Raw genomic sequence first — 15,446 nt, forward strand, 5'->3', positions numbered from 1 at the left:
CACGCTTCGCGGGTCGCGAGGGGTCGATGCCTTGCGAGGGTCTGGAAGGTCGGGCCGGGTCAAACCTCATCCCGATGTGCCGTACGAGATTGGCCGACATGCGTGACGGCGGTCGTTGCGGTCGGTCGCCCGTTGCGCTGGCATCCCCCTGTGCCAGAACCGCTGCCCGAATGGTGCGTTCGTGCGGGTACCGATCACAAAGGGCAGATTCGCAGGAATGACGGGCATCCTGATCCTAACCCAGTCCGTCCGCCGATGATCCCCACGTGCGTGATCGACGGGCAAGGGGCGGGCCCTGCGACAGACCCGCGCCTTGCGCCGTCGAAACCCGGTGTCAGACCAGCCGCGAGTTTTCCACTGCGGCGCGCACGAAATCCGCAAACAGCGGGTGCGGCGCGAAGGGCTTGGATTTCAGCTCGGGGTGGAACTGCACGCCGATGAACCACGGATGGTCGGTCCATTCCACGATCTCGGGCAGTTTGCCGTCGGGCGACATGCCGGTAAAGCACAGGCCAGCCGCCTCCAGTTTGTCGCGATACTTGGTGTCCACCTCGTAGCGGTGGCGGTGGCGTTCCTCGATCGCGGTGCCGCCATAGATGTCGGCGACGCGGCTGCCGTCGCGCAGCACGGCGTCGTAGGATCCCAGCCGCATGGTGCCGCCCTTGGCGTCGCCCTGTTTGCGCGCGACGGTCTGGTTGCCCTGCACCCATTCCTTGAGGTGATAGACGACCGGCTCGAACCGTTTGACGCCCGCCTCGTGGTCGAATTCCTCGGACCCCGCGGTGGTCAGGCCCGCCACGTTGCGCGCGGCCTCGATCACCGCCATCTGCATGCCCAGACAGATGCCCAGATAGGGCACGCGCTTTTCGCGGGCGAACTGTGCGGCCTTGATCTTGCCTTCGGTACCCCGCTCGCCGAACCCGCCGGGCACGAGGATCGCGTGGAAGCCCTCCAGATAGGGTGCAGCGTCGGCGCGGTCGAAGAGTTCCGCGTCGACCCAGTCGATCCGCACCTTCACCCGGTTCGCCATGCCGCCATGGGTCAGCGCCTCGGCGATGGATTTGTAGGCATCCTCAAGCTGCGTGTATTTGCCGACGATGGCCACGCGGACCTCGCCTTCCGGGTTGTGGATCCGGTCCGCCACGTCGTGCCAGATCGTAAGATCCGGTTTCGGTGCTGGCGAGATGCCGAACGCATCCAACACCGCCTGATCGAGGCCCTGCGCGTGATAGGCGAGCGGTGCCTCGTAGATCGACTTCAGGTCGTAGGCCGCGATCACCGCATCCTTGCGGACGTTGCAGAACAGGCCGATCTTCTCGCGCTCGCGTTCGGGAATCGGATGCTCCGACCGGCAGACGAGGATGTCAGGTGCCAGACCGATGCTGCGCAATTCCTTGACGCTGTGCTGGGTGGGCTTGGTCTTCAACTCGCCGCTGGCCGCCAGATAGGGCAGCAGCGTCAGGTGCATGAAGATGCATTGACCGCGCGCCTTGTCTTGCGCAAACTGGCGGATCGCCTCGAAGAAGGGCAGGCCCTCGATGTCGCCGACCGTGCCGCCGATCTCGCACAGCATGAAGTCGACCTCATCCTCGCCGATGCGGATGAAGTCCTTGATCTCGTTCGTGACGTGCGGAATGACCTGGATCGTCTTGCCGAGGTAGTCGCCACGACGCTCCTTCTCCAGCACTGTGGAATAGACCCGGCCGGAGGAGATGGAATCGCTCATCCGCGCGGCAACCCCGGTGAACCGCTCATAATGGCCCAGATCGAGGTCGGTTTCCGCGCCGTCGTCGGTGACGAAGACCTCGCCGTGCTCGAACGGGCTCATCGTGCCGGGATCGACGTTGAGGTAGGGGTCGAGCTTGCGCAGACGCACCGTATAGCCGCGCGCCTGCAGCAGCGCACCCAGTGCGGCGGACGCCAGACCCTTGCCCAAAGAGGACACAACCCCACCCGTGATGAAGATAAACCGTGCCATGGTGGGCCCCCGTGTTCGACACCAACGGTGTCACAATTGTCGATTTCCGACCCTTTCGGATCGCATCATCACGGGATTAGAGGATAGCCGGAAACGGCCACCCGCCGCAACCCGTGACGCTGGAAGGGATGGAGGTCGCGGCGCACCGCGACCGGATCGTCATGACGGCTCAGTCGCCCGACGGCACCAGCGGCACGTCGGACGCGGACGGCGGCAGCAGGTCGCCGCCCAACCCGCTGTCCGTCGCGGGTGCGCCGTCCGTGTCCGTCGCCGCAGGCGCATCCCGCAGGCGGTCCACGACGGACGATCCGGCGGCATTTTCTGCGGCGATGATGGTTAGTGCGATCGACGTGGCGATGAACGCCAGTGCCAGGATCCACGTCACACGCGCCATGGCCGTGGGGGCAGGACGGCTGCCTGCCGGACCACCTGCGCCACCGCCGATGCCCAGTCCACCACCTTCGGACCGCTGCACCAGCACGGTGCCGATCAGCGCAAGCGCCAGGATCAGGTGGATGACGAGGACGACGTTTTCCATGGCGGATGGCCTGCGGTTATAGTGGTTCGGCGCTGTCTATGCGACCGGCCCTCATGCCGCAACCCCAAAGGCCGCAGGGGTCCGGTGGCTGGCGTGCCGCATCCCGATCGGGCGGTTTTCGGTTTCCGCCGCCGCCCCCGCCCGTTATAGCGGTCGGCGGATTATCCGGCACAGGACAGTATCATGGCAAACGTCGTCGTCGTCGGCGCCCAGTGGGGCGACGAAGGAAAGGGCAAGATCGTCGATTGGCTCTCGGAGCGGGCCGACGTGGTCGCCCGCTTTCAGGGTGGGCACAATGCCGGTCACACGCTGGTCATCGACGGCAAGGTCTACAAGCTGCACGCGCTGCCCAGCGGCGTGGTGCGCGGCGGCAAGCTGAGCGTGATCGGCAACGGCGTCGTCCTCGACCCCTGGCACCTGCTGAAGGAGATCGAGGGTCTGCGCGGCCAAGGCGTGGAGATCACGCCGGACACGCTGATGATCGCCGAGAACACGCCGCTGATCCTGCCGTTCCACGGCGAACTCGACCGCGCGCGCGAGGCGCAGGCGGACGTGGCCAAGATCGGCACCACCGGGCGCGGCATCGGTCCGTGTTACGAGGACAAGGTGGGGCGTCGGGTGATCCGCGTCGCCGATCTGGCCGACGCCGCGACGCTTGAACTGCGTGTGGATCGCGCGCTGGTGCATCACGACGCGCTGCGCCGGGGGCTCGGCCTTGCCCCCATCGACCGGGATGCGCTGCTGGACAGCCTGCGGGCCATCGCGCCTGCGATCCTCGAATACGCCGCCCCGGTGTGGAAGGTCCTGTCCGACGCCCGCAAGGCCGGCAAGCGCATCCTGTTCGAAGGTGCGCAGGGCGCGCTGCTGGATATCGACTTCGGCACCTATCCCTATGTCACTTCGTCCAACGTGATCGCGGGGCAGGCGGCGACGGGCACCGGCGTGGGGCCGGGGGCCATCGATTTCGTCCTTGGCATCGTCAAGGCCTATACCACCCGCGTGGGCGAAGGCCCGTTCCCGACCGAACTGCTGGATGCGGACGGCGACAAACTGGGCGAGCGCGGCCACGAGTTCGGCACCACCACGGGCCGTAAGCGGCGCTGCGGCTGGTTCGATGCGGCCCTCGTGCGGCAGACCTGTGCCACGTCCGGCGTGTCCGGCATCTCGCTGACGAAGCTCGACGTGCTCGACGGGTTCGAGACGCTGAAGATCTGCACGGGTTACGATCTGGACGGGCAGGTGCTGGATTATCTTCCGACCGCCGCCGATCAACAGGCGCGTTGCAGACCGATCTACGAGGAAATGCCCGGCTGGTCCGAATCGACAGAAGGTGCGCGGTCGTGGAACGACCTGCCCGCGCAGGCGATCAAGTACGTCCGCCGGATCGAGGAGCTGATCGACTGCCCCGTGGCCCTCGTCTCCACCTCGCCAGAGCGCGAGGACACGATTCTCGTCACCGACCCGTTCGCCGCCCGATGAACGGCTGGTTTTCAAACCTCAGCTACAAGGCGCGCAAGCGCTGGGCGCTGTTCATCCTCGTGGTGGGTCTGCCCGCCTACATCGTCGTGGCGGTCACGATCACGTCGACGCTGGACCGCCCGTCGTTCCTGACGGAGCTGTTCATCTACGTGGGCCTCGGGATCCTGTGGGCTTATCCGTTCCGCAGCATCTTCAAGGGGATCGGTCAGGCCGACCCGGACGAGACGGGTCCCGACAGCGACCGCCGCGACTGAGACTTCGGGTTACGCAAACACAAATGGGCGCGGGGATGATCCCCGCGCCCGTTTGCCTTCGTCCGTTGATACCGAAGGTTACCGGCCGTCGGCGGCGATCTGGTCCGGCTTGAACCGGATCTGGTCGGACACCGCGAAGCGGCCATTGCGGACCCGTTCGATCCGGCCCTGCCGCAGCAGCGTGCCGAACGACCGCAAGCCATCCTCGCGGCTGAACTCGGTGTCCGAGGTTTCGCGCACCTTCTGCATGATGTGTGGCCGCGAGAAATCCTCCGACCGTTCGACGAAGGCGGTATAGGCGGCGGCCGCTTCCAGCAGATCGGGCAGGCCGGTGGCACCCATCGCCTTGGCATAGGCAGAGAAGGAGGTCGCGGTTTCGGCTGACGTCCCGGCTGCCGCAGGCTGGGCTGGCGTCCCCGGCCCGACCGACACCCGGCGCGGCTGCACCAGCGGTTGACGCGTGGCGGTCGCGTCCTGATCCAGGTCGATGCGCTGGCTGGCCACCAGTTTCAGGGGTGCGGGGCGGGGGCGGTCGGTCGCGGCGTCGGGGCGCGGTTCGGCCCGGCGCGGGCGCACCACTTGATCGAGGTCCTGACGGAACACGCCCTCGGTGCTGTCGCGGCCTGGGCCTGCCTCGCCCAGTTGGCGCGCCGCTTCGGTTGCGGCCACGGCGGCCTTGAGATGCGCGATGGCGTCCCGCCGGCGGCTGGCACCGGGATCGGCCAGTTGCGCATCGGCCTGCGTCATGATGCGCGACATCTCGGCCTCGGATGCGCCGTGCAGCGGCTCGCGCCGGTTGCGGCCCTCGGCGGCGATGTCGCGGGCGACGCGGGGGGTGGATGGCTGGCTCACGCTGATACCGCTGAGCGCAGCGAGGGTGCGCTGGAGGTCGGCCTCGTCGTGATCCGACAGGGTGCTGGGGGCTGCGGTGTCAAAGCCGGTCAGATCGTCGGCCCCGTCGAGGGTCGCGACCGAAACTGCGGCCGGTGCTGCCGGTACGACATACTCGGCCTGCCAATCCTCCTCCGGATCCGCGTCCAGATCGGCGTCGCGCGCGTCGTCCAGATCGTCGATCTGCGCGTCGTCCGTTTCGTCGGGCTGGTCGTCGGCGGACAGATCCACAGGCTGCGCGGCCTGCTCGTCTGCTACGGCGTCGGACGGGTCCGTGTCACGCTGCATCAGATCGGTCGTGGCATCCGCCGCTGCGGTCATCTGCGGCGTGGCGGGGCGTGCTGCTGCCGCGACCGCATCCAGAACCGCGTCGTGATCGGCGGCAACCGCGGCCGCCGCATCTGCCGGGGCCACCACACCGGGGGCCGCATCGTCCACGGGGCGCGGACGGCGGGTGACGCGCAGGATCCGGGCGCGCGGCGTGACGGGGTTCACTGACGCTTCCCGCGCCTGCGGCAGCGCAGGCATTTCCGCAGGCTCGGCGGTGACGGCTGGCGTGTCGTCGGATGTGCCGGTCCGCTCCGCGTCGTCCTGTGCCGCCCCAGTATGAGCTGCACCGTTCTGGTCCGCATCGTCGCGGCGCGTCTGCCGCAGCCCGGCCCGTTCGAGGTTGCGCAGCACCGCGTCGATCTGGTCGTCGGTGTCGTCTGCCGTCGTGCGGGGTGCCTCCGGCGCGGCGGGGGCAGACGGGTGCTGCGGCAGATGTGCGTCGCTCGACGGCGTTTCTCTTGCTGCTGTGTCCGTGCCATGCGGCGTTTGTGCGTCGTCGAACGTGGCGATAGCCCGCGCGATGGCAGCGTCCGTTTCAGCCTCTGACAAGGGCGAAGGTTGCGTGGCCGCATCGGGCACGGCGTCTTGGTCGGCCACCATCGGGATTGCCGCAGGTGCCGTCGCGGCGATGGTGGCGACGGGGTCGGACGGTGCGGCGGGGGTCGGGTCCGCCACCTGCGCAAACGCCGCGTCCAGGTCTGCCGCAACCGGGTCGGGCGTGGCAGCAAACGGTGCGGTCGGCGGCGCTGCGGCGTCGGGCACCTCCTGCGCGTCCTCGATATCCTCGGCATACACGTCCGCCTGCGATGCGGGTTGCGATGCCGTGTGGCCGACGGCGGCACGGATGCGCTGCAGTTTTGCTGCGACGCTTTCGGGGTCGGGATGGGCCGGAGCCTCTGTCCGCGTCTGGGTCTGCGTCTGCGCCGGCGCTGCGACCTGTGCCGCGACGCGGGGCAGCGGTGCCTGCGGCACCGGCGGCATCGCGGGCCGGGTCTGCGCTGCCGGCGCAGGCGTGCCGACATCAGCCTCGGCCTCCGGCGTCGCTGCTGCGGCGGCTGGCGCTGGGGTCGGCACCGCCATCTCGTCCGCCGCTGCCGTTGTTTCCGCGGGATGCCGGGTCTGGGGTGCTGCTGTCGCAGGCTTCGCATCCAGGGCGCGCAGCACGATTCCGTCGCCGCTGGTGCGCATTTCCACACGCCGCGCGATCTCGCGCTCGGCGATGCGGGTCAACATCTCGGCGTCCGGGGTCGGCGGTTCCGCCCCGAAGTAACGGTCGCCGGCGGCAAGATCGCGGAAATATTCCGCAATCGCCTTCATCGTCGAGAAGGAATCGTCGAATCCCTCCAGCGTGCACGAGAAGGTGCCATAGGAAACCGTAAGAATCTTGCTCGAGTCGACCATGATGTCGTTCGCTTTCTGCCAGTGCCGGTGATTGCGTGTTTACCACCAATTGGTTCGCAATGCGGCACCGGGTCGGGGTGGCGCGGGGTTGTTTTCGTGTCCCTTTCAAGGCAAGCCGCCAGCGGGGGGACAATACCGCCATGATCGATTGGATTGTGCACACAGCGTCACCAGTCACTGTGCTGGGTGGTGCCGATATAGACGACAATCAGCTTAGCATCTGCTTGGCCGCTGCGCCAATCGTCGTGGCGGCGGATGGCGGGGCCGACCATGCCCTGAAAGCCGGTCTGACACCGCTGGCGGTGATCGGCGACATGGATTCGGCCAGTCCCGCGGCGCGGGTGGCCTTTGCAAACGTCCTTCATCCCGTCGCCGAACAGGACAGTACCGATTTCGAAAAGGTCCTCTCAAGGGTGGACGCGCCACTGATCATGGCGGCGGGGTTCCTTGGCGGGCGGCTGGATCATACGCTGGCGGTGTTGGGCGTGCTGGCGCGGCGCGGGGCGGGTCATGTCGTGCTGATCTCTGACAGCGATGCCTGCGTTTTGTTGCCACAGGGCGAAAGCGCGTGGGACCTGCCGCGCGGTGCACGTGCGGCCCTGCTGCCGCTGGGACTGTCGCGGGTCACCAGTCGCGGCCTGCGCTGGGACCTGGACGATGCAGCCATGGCGCCTGACGGTCTGGTCAGCAGTTCCAATCAGGTGGGCCCCGGCCCGGTGCGATTTCACGTGACCGGGCCGGTCCTACTGACCGTGCCGCAGGCGGCATGGCCCGGCATCGTCGCAGGGGTCCCGCAGGGCCGCTGACGGGTGCGCCATCGCCCCGATCCGTCGTTTTTCACTGTCGCGGCGGCTGTGCCCTGCCTATAACCGCGCCATCGCATCGCAGGAGATCAGCCCCATGCCCGCCGACCTGTCCCCCATCGACAAGGCCAAGTTCGTCGCCGCCAAGCGGGCCTGCACCTATGTCGAGAGCGGCATGAAGCTCGGCCTCGGCACCGGGTCTACGGCGGCGTGGCTGGTGCGCTGCCTGGGCGAGATGGTGCGCGACGACGGGTTGCGCGTCACCGGTGTGCCCACGTCGCGGCGCACGGCGGATCTGGCGCAGGCGGCTGGCATTCCCGTCATCTCGCTGGACGAGGCGCGCTGGCTGGACCTGACGATCGACGGCGCGGACGAATACGACGGCGCGCTGAACCTGATCAAGGGCGGCGGCGGGGCGCTGTTGCAGGAAAAGATCGTGGCGACGGCCAGCGACCGCATGATCGTGATCGCCGACATCTCGAAAAAGGTCGAGACTCTGGGCGCCTTTCCCCTGCCGGTCGAGGTGATCCCCTTCGGCTGGCAAACGTCCAAGGCGCTGGTCGAGGAGGCGCTCGTCGGCCTTGACGTGATGGGCACCACCGCGTCGCTGCGGATGAACGGTCAGACGCCGTTCGTGACCGACGAAGGCAACCACATCCTCGACCTGCACCTGACGCGGATCGGCAACGCCCGGCAGCTGGCGCTGGTGCTGAACCAGATCCCCGGCGTGGTCGAGAACGGGCTGTTCATCGACATCTGCGACATCGTGATCACGGGGTATGGCGATGGCCGCGTGACGGTGCACGACATCAACGCGGGCACCCAGCAAGAGACGCGCTACGACGTGCAGGACAATGACAATCTGTTCGCCGATCTGGACGACTGATCCACCCCGTACGCGGTGCAACCCGCCGCTGCCCAGGGCGTTGGCCTTTCCCCCGGTTAGACGCTAGGCTGCCGGTCACATCCGAAAAAGGTGCCACATGTCATTCGATTACGACCTCTTTGTGATAGGCGGCGGGTCCGGCGGCGTCCGTGCGGCCCGCATGGCAGCTGAAACCGGCGCCCGCGTCGGTCTGGCCGAGGAAAGCCGCATGGGCGGCACCTGCGTCATCCGCGGCTGCGTGCCGAAAAAGCTGATGGTCTATGCGTCCGGCTATCCCGATCAGGTCGCGGCGGCGCAGGCCTACGGGTGGGACGCGACGTTGGGCGATTTCGACTGGACCCGGTTCCGGGGCAAGCTGCACGCCGAACTCGACCGCCTGGAGGCGGTGTATCGCAAGCTTCTGCACGGCTCCAAGGTCGAGATCCACGACGCCCGCGCGGTGTTGGAGGATCCGCATACCGTGCGGATCGGCGACGACAAAACTGTGACGGCCAAGCACATCCTGATCGCCACGGGCGGCCATCCGGTCCGTCCGGACGTGACCGGCGCGAAATGGGGTCTCGTCTCCAACGACATGTTCCTTTTGGACCGCCTGCCAGAGACCCTGCTGATCGTCGGCGGCGGCTATATCGCATGCGAATTCGCCTGCATCATGGCGGGTCTTGGGGTGAAGGTGACGATGTATGTGCGCGGCGCGCAGATCCTCAAGGGCTTCGACGACGAGGCGCGCGGGCTGCTGGCCGAGGCGATGCGCCACCGCGGCATCGACATCCACACCGGCACGTCGCTGACCGAGATGACCCGCGAAGGCGACAGGCCGGGCGGGCCCGTGCCGTCGGGGTCGGACGCGGCCAGCGGCGGCGTGGCGACGATGGGGCTGCCGGCGGGTGAACGCCCCGTGGCCGATGACGAACGTCCCGACGCGGCCGATGCGTCACGCAGGGCGGGGCCGATCTGGACCCGCGCCACCAACGGGACCTCAGCGGTCTTCGATCACGTGCTGTTCGCCACGGGCCGTGCGCCCAACACCGACAACCTCGGGCTGGACGATGCGGGCGTCACCCTCGGCCGGCACCACGAGATCGTGGTGGACGACTACAGCCAGACCAACGTGCCGTCCGTCTATGCGATCGGCGACGTGACCGACCGGGTGCAACTGACCCCCGTCGCGATCCGAGAGGGCATGGCCTTTGTCGAGACGGTGTTCAAGGGCAAGCCCACGGCGGTGGACCACGAACTGATCGCCAGCGCGGTGTTCACGCAGCCCGAACTGGGCAGCATCGGAGAGACGGAAGAACAGGTCGCCGCGCGCGGCGAGGCGGCGGAGATCTATGCCACCACGTTCCGCCCGATGCAGACCGCGTTCATCGACGGGCCGGGCCGCGTCATGATGAAGCTGGTCGTCAGCGCCGAGACGCGCAAGGTGCTGGGGTGTCACATCGTCGCGGACCACGCCGGCGAGATGATCCAGATGGCGGCCATCGCCATCAGGATGGGCGCCACGAAAGAGGATTTCGACCGCACCTGTGCCGTCCATCCGACCATGGCCGAGGAAATGGTCACCATGCGACATCCGGTGCGCAAGACTTGAAAACGCAGGGCTTTGGCCCGATGTGAACTAGGACGGTCCACGACGGATCACAACGATGGGAAGACTGACACACGATGGCAGGTAATGGCGGGGGCCCCTGGGGGGGCGGCGGCGGTGACAATCGCGGCGGCAACGGCGGCAATGGCGGCAGCAACGGCGGCGGCAACCCGCCGCCACGTCCGCCGCGCAGGCCGGGCGAAGGCCCGCAGATCCCTGAAATCGACGATCTGATGAACCGTGGCCGCGAACAGCTGCGGGTGCTGATGGGCGGTCGCGGCGGCGGCACCGGCAACGGCGGCCCGATGGGCGGCGGCGGGCCGAAGATGACCCGGGGCACCATCGGTCTGGGCGTGCTGGGTCTGGCCGTTCTGTGGGGCTTTGCGTCCTTCTACACCGTGCGCCCGGACGAGCAGTCGGTCGAGCTGATGTTCGGCCGCTACCAGTCCACCAACGGACCCGGTCTGAACTTTGCCCCCTGGCCCATCGTGACGCGCGAAGTGATCCCGGTCACGACCGAACGCTCCTTCGACGTGGGCGAAGGGCAGACCGGCATGGAAGCGGGCCTGATGCTGACCGGCGACGAGAACATCGTCGATATCGACTTTCAGGTGGTCTGGAACGTGAAGGACGCGGAAAACTTCGTGTTCACCCTCGCCGATCCGGCCGTGACGGTGCAAGCCGTTGCCGAATCCGCCATGCGCGAGATCATCGCGCAGACCGACCTTGCGCCGATCCTGAACCGCGACCGCGGCACGATCGAAAGCCGGTTGTGGAACGACATCCAGACGACGTTGGACACCTATAACTCCGGCATCAACATCGTGCGGGTGAACTTCGACCGCGCCGATCCGCCGGAGCCGGTGATCGCATCCTTCCGTCAGGTGCAGGACGCCGAGCAGGAGCGCGACCGCCTGCGCAACGTGGCCGACGCCTATGCAAACCGGGTCGAGGCCGAGGCCCGCGGTCAGGCCGACCAGATCGTGCAGGAGGCCGAAGGTTACCGTGCGCGCGTCGTGAACGAAGCCGCCGGTGAAGCGTCGCGCTTCACCTCGGTTCTGACCGAATACGCGCTGGCGCCCGAAGTGACGCGCAAGCGCATCTATCTGGAAACGATGGAAGGTGTCCTTGGCGGCGTCGATACCATCATCCTCGACGATGCGGGCGGACAAGGTGTCGTGCCCTATCTGCCGCTGAACGAGTTGGGGTCCGGCAACCGGGCCGCCAATCCGGCTGCGGCCCCCGCAGCCGTGAACAACACGGGCATCGCCACGCCCACCGCGACGACCCCCGCCACCGGAGGAACCAACTGATGCGCAAGTCCATCGTCCTGCTGCCGGTTCTGCTGGTATTGCTCGTGACCGGCATTTCGTCGGTCTATATCGTGGACGAGCGCCAGAAGGCGCTGGTCCTGCAATTCGGCCAGATCGTGAAAGTTCAGGAAAGCCCCGGTCTGGGCTTCAAGATCCCGTTCATCCAGAACGTCGTGCGCTATGACGACCGGATTCTGTCGCGCGATCTGGAACCGCTGGAGGTGACGCCGTCCGACGACCGGCGTCTGATTGTCGATGCCTTTGCGCGGTACCGCATCGCGGACGTGGAACAGTTCCGTCAGGCCGTCGGTGCCGGTGGCGAAGAAATCGCCGCACAGCGTCTGGATGGCATCCTGCGCACCGTGACCCGGAACGTGCTGGGTACCGTGGCCAGCAACGACATCCTGTCGGTGGACCGGGCAGCACTGATGCTGCGCATCCGCAACGGCGCGATCACGCAGGCCGAAGCGCTGGGGATCGAAGTCATCGACGTTCGGCTCAAGCGCACGGACCTGCCGGCCGAGAACCTGAACGCCACTTACGAGCGGATGATGGCGGAGCGTCAGCGCGAGGCTGCAGACGAGATCGCCCGTGGTAACGAGGCAGCACAGCAGACCCGCTCTGCCGCCGACCGGACCGTGGTGGAACTGGTGTCGGACGCCCAGCGTCAGGCCGAAATCACCCGAGGCGAGGCCGACGCCGAGCGCAACGCGATCTTCGCCGGTGCCTTCGGTGCGGACCCCGAGTTCTTCGAGTTCTACCGCTCGATGACCGCCTATCAGCGGTTCGCCGCACAGGGCCGGTCGTCGATGGTGCTGTCGCCGGATTCTGAGTTCTTCGACTATCTCGGTTCCGATGTGGGACGTGACGGCGGAGCGGCCACGGCGGCAGCCGATCCGGCCCCTGCGGGTGCCGATGCCGCCCCTGCGGCAGAACCGGAAGCGCAGCTTGCACCGGACCTGGCCCCGGCCCCGGGTGGCGCGCAACCCGATACGGCGACCGCATCGAACTGATGCAGGCGTGACAAGGCCGCCGACCTTTCGGGGGCGGCGGCACGGAAGACGGGGTCGGTGCATGCACCGGCCCCGTTGCGTTTTTACGGCTCCGTTGGGTTTTTCACGGCGCCGTGCGTGCCTGCGGCCCGCCCGCGTCGTGCATCAGGCCACCCTTGGCCGGACAAAGGGTCACGTTCCGGTCACAAACCGCAATGACACTTTGCGTCCGCCCGTTTGCGGCCTAGCTTATGCCGCAACACAACATCTGCGCCCCTGCGACACCCGTCGCATCCCGCATCCCCATCAAGGAGTCCGCCCGTGAGGATCACCGCCATCGCCCGTTCCACCACCGATCCCCGCAGCCTTCTGGCGGGTCTGGCGCTGTCCACGGCGCTGGTGCTGTCGCAGACCCTGCCCGCTGCCGCACAGGTCGATCCCGCGACCACCCCGGCCGAGACGACCGAGGCGCTGCCCGGCTCCGTCGCAGACCGTCCGCTGACCTTTGCCGATCTTGCCGCACAGGTCAGCCCGTCCGTGGTGAACATCACCACCTCCACGACGGTCGCGGGCAACGACGGCCTTCAGGGCATCGTGCCCGAAGGGTCGCCGTTCGAGGATTTCTTCAACGACCTCGAAAACGGCCCCGGCGGCGGCGGACCGCAGCGGTCCAGCGCGCTGGGCTCCGGCTTCGTCATTTCCGAGGACGGGTTCATCGTGACCAACAACCACGTCATCGAGGGTGCCGACGAGATCGAGATCGAGTTCTTTCCCGGCTCTGGTCAGCCGTCGGAGCTGCTGCCTGCCACGCTGGTCGGCACGGACCCCAACACCGACATCGCCCTGCTGAAGGTCGAGTATCCCGATCCGCTGAAGTTCGTCGAATTCGGTGACAGCAACGGTATCGGCGCGCAGGTCGGCGACTGGGTCATGGCGATGGGCAACCCGCTGGGGCAGGGCTTCTCGGTCAGCGCGGGCATCGTCTCGGCGCGCAACCGGGCACTGTCGGGCACCTACGACGACTACATCCAGACCGACGCCGCGATCAACCGCGGCAACTCCGGCGGACCGCTGTTCAACATGGAAGGGCAGGTGATCGGCGTGAACACAGCGATCCTGTCGCCCAACGGCGGGTCCATCGGCATCGGTTTCGCGATGTCGGCCGAGGTCGTGGGCACCGTGATCGACCAGTTGCAGGAATTCGGCGAAACCCGCCGGGGCTGGCTGGGCGTGCGGATTCAGGACCTGACGCCGGACATGGTCAGCGCCATCGACGGGCTGGACACCGCGCGCGGCGCGATGGTCACCGACGTGCCGCCGGGCCCTGCGGAAGAGGCGGGTCTGGAATCCGGCGACGTGATCCTGACCTATGAGGGCACCGAAATCGCCGATACCCGCGAGTTGGTACGGATGGTCGGCAATTCCGCAGTCGGTGCCGTCGTGCCGATGCAGGTGCTGCGCGCTGGCGAGGAGATCACGATCGACGTGACGTTGGGCCGCCGCGAGACGGACGAGGCGACCGCCTTCCCGGGCTCCGACACCGAGGAGGAGGCCCCCGCAGAAAGTGGCGGCGAAATCCTGGGTCTGACCCTGTCGCCGGTCACGCCGGAACTGACCGAAGAATACAGTCTCGACGACCGCGCAGGTCTGGTCATCACCGCCGTCGATCCCGCATCGGATGCGGCATCCAAGGGGTTGGTCGCAGGTGATCTGCTGACCGATGCGGGCCAGCAGCCTGTCACCACCATCGAGGAGTTGCAGGCCCGGATCGACGATGCGGTCGATGCGGGGCAGACCTCCGTGCTGCTGCTGGTCCGCCGTGGCGGCGACCCGCGGTTTTTGGCGCTGTCGCTGGATGATGGTTCCACCGACAGCGAGTGATCGCGGCGGCGCGCCGCCGTTCTGCGCCCTCAGGTGCGCGGGACGGCGGTGATGCCCAGATCGCGGGCGACATCGACGGACAGCAACGAACTGTCGATATCGCGGTTGCGTTGGAACGCCGCGACAGCCTCGCGTGTCGCGGTATCGTACTGCCCTGTGATCGGACCCGCATAGGAGCGACGGATCAGCAGGGCGCGCTGCAGGGTCTGTACGAAGGCGACCGTGTAGGCGGGCGGGCAAAGCGTTTCGAACCGCGCGCCGGGACCAACCGCCACCGTCTGCGGTCGCGACACACGGCGCAACACAGCGGCCTGCGTAACGGTACCATCAGCCGCGCGCTGGGCAGGCACGACTTCGACCGTGTCCTCTACGATGTTGGTCTGCGTCTGCGGGGCGGTCATGGCAAAGCAGCGGCCAGCCGCATCCGTCTCGATCTCTCCCATCGCGATGACGATGGGGGCGGATTGTGCATCGGGGCCTTGTGCCGCACCGCAGGCGGTCAGCAGGACCATGGCAGCGGTCTGGCCCAGTCGGCAAAGCTGTGACGGTGCATGCATCTGAAATCCCTCGCGCCTTACATAATCGGGCCGCCCTGCGGACGATAGGGGGTGGCGTGGGTCGCCCGCGCGCTGCGGCGGATTTGTGACGGCTGAAATGTGACTGGCAGGGGGCGGGGCCATCCCCTAGAACGGGACCGTTACAGTCGCAGAAGGAACAGCGCATGGCCCGGATCACCTATGTCGAACACGGCGGCAAGGAACACGTCGTCGAAGTCAGGTCCGGCCTGACCGTGATGGAAGGGGCGCGCGACAATGGCATCCCCGGAATCGAGGCCGACTGCGGCGGTGCCTGCGCCTGTTCCACCTGCCACGTCTATGTCGATCCGGCCTGGGTCGACAGGTTGCCCGCCAAGGACGCGATGGAAGAGGACATGCTGGATTTCGCCTATCAGCCCGATCCCAGCCGGTCGCGCCTGACCTGTCAGCTGAAGGTCAGCGATGCGCTGGACGGCCTGCGGGTGCAGATGCCCGAACGGCAGATCTGACGCTGCCTGCACCAGACGAAAACTGCGGCACCGGTCCGTGGTTCTTCGCGGGTGCTCACGGTGTTTG

At 67.3% G+C, this 15,446-nt stretch carries 13 protein-coding genes; 9 read left to right on the plus strand and 4 right to left on the minus strand.

The features are described 5' to 3' along the window. Positions 1 to 334 precede the first annotated feature (334 nt). Complete coding sequence (locus BMX16_RS09755; RefSeq protein WP_089902457.1) at positions 335 to 1,978, minus strand: CTP synthase; 1,644 nt, start codon at positions 1,976 to 1,978, stop codon at positions 335 to 337. A gap of 169 nt (positions 1,979 to 2,147) precedes the next feature. After that, a complete protein-coding gene (secG, locus tag BMX16_RS09760; protein ID WP_089902460.1) occupies positions 2,148 to 2,516 on the minus strand; it encodes a preprotein translocase subunit SecG in 369 nt (122 codons plus the stop codon). 183 nt (positions 2,517 to 2,699) lie between these two features. Here secG and BMX16_RS09765 point away from each other — a divergent pair, with 183 nt between their 5' ends. Both BMX16_RS09765 and BMX16_RS09770 read left to right on the plus strand, forming a co-directional pair. Then, a complete protein-coding gene (locus BMX16_RS09765; protein ID WP_089902463.1) occupies positions 2,700 to 3,995 on the plus strand; it encodes an adenylosuccinate synthase in 1,296 nt (431 codons plus the stop codon). Further along, positions 3,992 to 4,249 (plus strand): DUF2842 domain-containing protein, encoded by a 258-nt coding sequence (locus BMX16_RS09770; protein WP_089902466.1) that lies wholly within the window; start codon positions 3,992 to 3,994, stop codon positions 4,247 to 4,249. The genes BMX16_RS09765 and BMX16_RS09770 overlap by 4 nt, the downstream gene beginning before the upstream one ends. Positions 4,250 to 4,327: 78 nt before the next feature. Here BMX16_RS09770 and BMX16_RS09775 read toward each other — a convergent pair whose 3' ends face one another. Further along, positions 4,328 to 6,871 carry a hypothetical protein gene (locus BMX16_RS09775; protein WP_089902469.1) on the minus strand — a complete coding sequence of 848 codons (2,544 nt, stop codon included), beginning with the start codon at positions 6,869 to 6,871 and terminating at the stop codon, positions 4,328 to 4,330. 140 nt (positions 6,872 to 7,011) lie between these two features. On the opposite strand from BMX16_RS09775, the gene BMX16_RS09780 reads away from it, so the two are divergent. The 6 genes from BMX16_RS09780 to BMX16_RS09805 all read left to right on the plus strand — a co-directional run bounded on the left by BMX16_RS09780 (position 7,012) and on the right by BMX16_RS09805 (position 14,334). Further along, positions 7,012 to 7,677 carry a thiamine diphosphokinase gene (locus tag BMX16_RS09780; protein ID WP_177174628.1) on the plus strand — a complete coding sequence of 222 codons (666 nt, stop codon included), beginning with the start codon at positions 7,012 to 7,014 and terminating at the stop codon, positions 7,675 to 7,677. 94 nt (positions 7,678 to 7,771) lie between these two features. Beyond that, complete coding sequence (gene rpiA, locus BMX16_RS09785) at positions 7,772 to 8,560, plus strand: ribose-5-phosphate isomerase RpiA (protein ID WP_089902475.1); 789 nt, start codon at positions 7,772 to 7,774, stop codon at positions 8,558 to 8,560. 97 nt (positions 8,561 to 8,657) lie between these two features. Continuing rightward, positions 8,658 to 10,151 (plus strand): FAD-dependent oxidoreductase, encoded by a 1,494-nt coding sequence (locus tag BMX16_RS09790; RefSeq protein WP_089902478.1) that lies wholly within the window; start codon positions 8,658 to 8,660, stop codon positions 10,149 to 10,151. Between the two features lie 74 nt (positions 10,152 to 10,225). Further along, complete coding sequence (gene hflK / locus BMX16_RS09795) at positions 10,226 to 11,461, plus strand: FtsH protease activity modulator HflK (RefSeq protein WP_089902481.1); 1,236 nt, start codon at positions 10,226 to 10,228, stop codon at positions 11,459 to 11,461. Continuing rightward, complete coding sequence (gene hflC / locus BMX16_RS09800) at positions 11,461 to 12,474, plus strand: protease modulator HflC (RefSeq protein ID WP_089902484.1); 1,014 nt, start codon at positions 11,461 to 11,463, stop codon at positions 12,472 to 12,474. The genes hflK and hflC overlap by 1 nt, the downstream gene beginning before the upstream one ends. 300 nt (positions 12,475 to 12,774) lie before the next feature. Continuing rightward, positions 12,775 to 14,334, plus strand: coding sequence for a trypsin-like peptidase domain-containing protein (locus BMX16_RS09805; RefSeq protein WP_425434020.1), 1,560 nt, complete (start codon positions 12,775 to 12,777; stop codon positions 14,332 to 14,334). A gap of 29 nt (positions 14,335 to 14,363) precedes the next feature. Here BMX16_RS09805 and BMX16_RS09810 read toward each other — a convergent pair whose 3' ends face one another. Next, positions 14,364 to 14,891 carry a peptidoglycan-binding domain-containing protein gene (locus tag BMX16_RS09810; protein ID WP_177174629.1) on the minus strand — a complete coding sequence of 176 codons (528 nt, stop codon included), beginning with the start codon at positions 14,889 to 14,891 and terminating at the stop codon, positions 14,364 to 14,366. 164 nt (positions 14,892 to 15,055) lie between these two features. Between BMX16_RS09810 and BMX16_RS09815 the strand changes: the two genes are divergently transcribed. Next, positions 15,056 to 15,379: a 2Fe-2S iron-sulfur cluster-binding protein gene (locus BMX16_RS09815; RefSeq protein WP_089902490.1), complete on the plus strand. Its 324-nt coding sequence runs from the start codon at positions 15,056 to 15,058 to the stop codon at positions 15,377 to 15,379. Positions 15,380 to 15,446 lie beyond the last annotated feature (67 nt).

The organism is Loktanella fryxellensis, assembly GCF_900110065.1.
GTDB classification, from domain to species: domain Bacteria; phylum Pseudomonadota; class Alphaproteobacteria; order Rhodobacterales; family Rhodobacteraceae; genus Loktanella; species Loktanella fryxellensis.

Coding starts and splice junctions, on each gene's coding strand:
- BMX16_RS09755 (WP_089902457.1), bottom strand. CDS start 1,978: ATGGCACGGTTTATCTTCATCACGGGTGGGGTTGTGTCCTCTTTGGGC.
- secG (WP_089902460.1), bottom strand. CDS start 2,516: ATGGAAAACGTCGTCCTCGTCATCCACCTGATCCTGGCGCTTGCGCTG.
- BMX16_RS09765 (WP_089902463.1), top strand. CDS start 2,700: ATGGCAAACGTCGTCGTCGTCGGCGCCCAGTGGGGCGACGAAGGAAAG.
- BMX16_RS09770 (WP_089902466.1), top strand. CDS start 3,992: ATGAACGGCTGGTTTTCAAACCTCAGCTACAAGGCGCGCAAGCGCTGG.
- BMX16_RS09775 (WP_089902469.1), bottom strand. CDS start 6,871: ATGGTCGACTCGAGCAAGATTCTTACGGTTTCCTATGGCACCTTCTCG.
- BMX16_RS09780 (WP_177174628.1), top strand. CDS start 7,012: ATGATCGATTGGATTGTGCACACAGCGTCACCAGTCACTGTGCTGGGT.
- rpiA (WP_089902475.1), top strand. CDS start 7,772: ATGCCCGCCGACCTGTCCCCCATCGACAAGGCCAAGTTCGTCGCCGCC.
- BMX16_RS09790 (WP_089902478.1), top strand. CDS start 8,658: ATGTCATTCGATTACGACCTCTTTGTGATAGGCGGCGGGTCCGGCGGC.
- hflK (WP_089902481.1), top strand. CDS start 10,226: ATGGCAGGTAATGGCGGGGGCCCCTGGGGGGGCGGCGGCGGTGACAAT.
- hflC (WP_089902484.1), top strand. CDS start 11,461: ATGCGCAAGTCCATCGTCCTGCTGCCGGTTCTGCTGGTATTGCTCGTG.
- BMX16_RS09810 (WP_177174629.1), bottom strand. CDS start 14,891: ATGCATGCACCGTCACAGCTTTGCCGACTGGGCCAGACCGCTGCCATG.
- BMX16_RS09815 (WP_089902490.1), top strand. CDS start 15,056: ATGGCCCGGATCACCTATGTCGAACACGGCGGCAAGGAACACGTCGTC.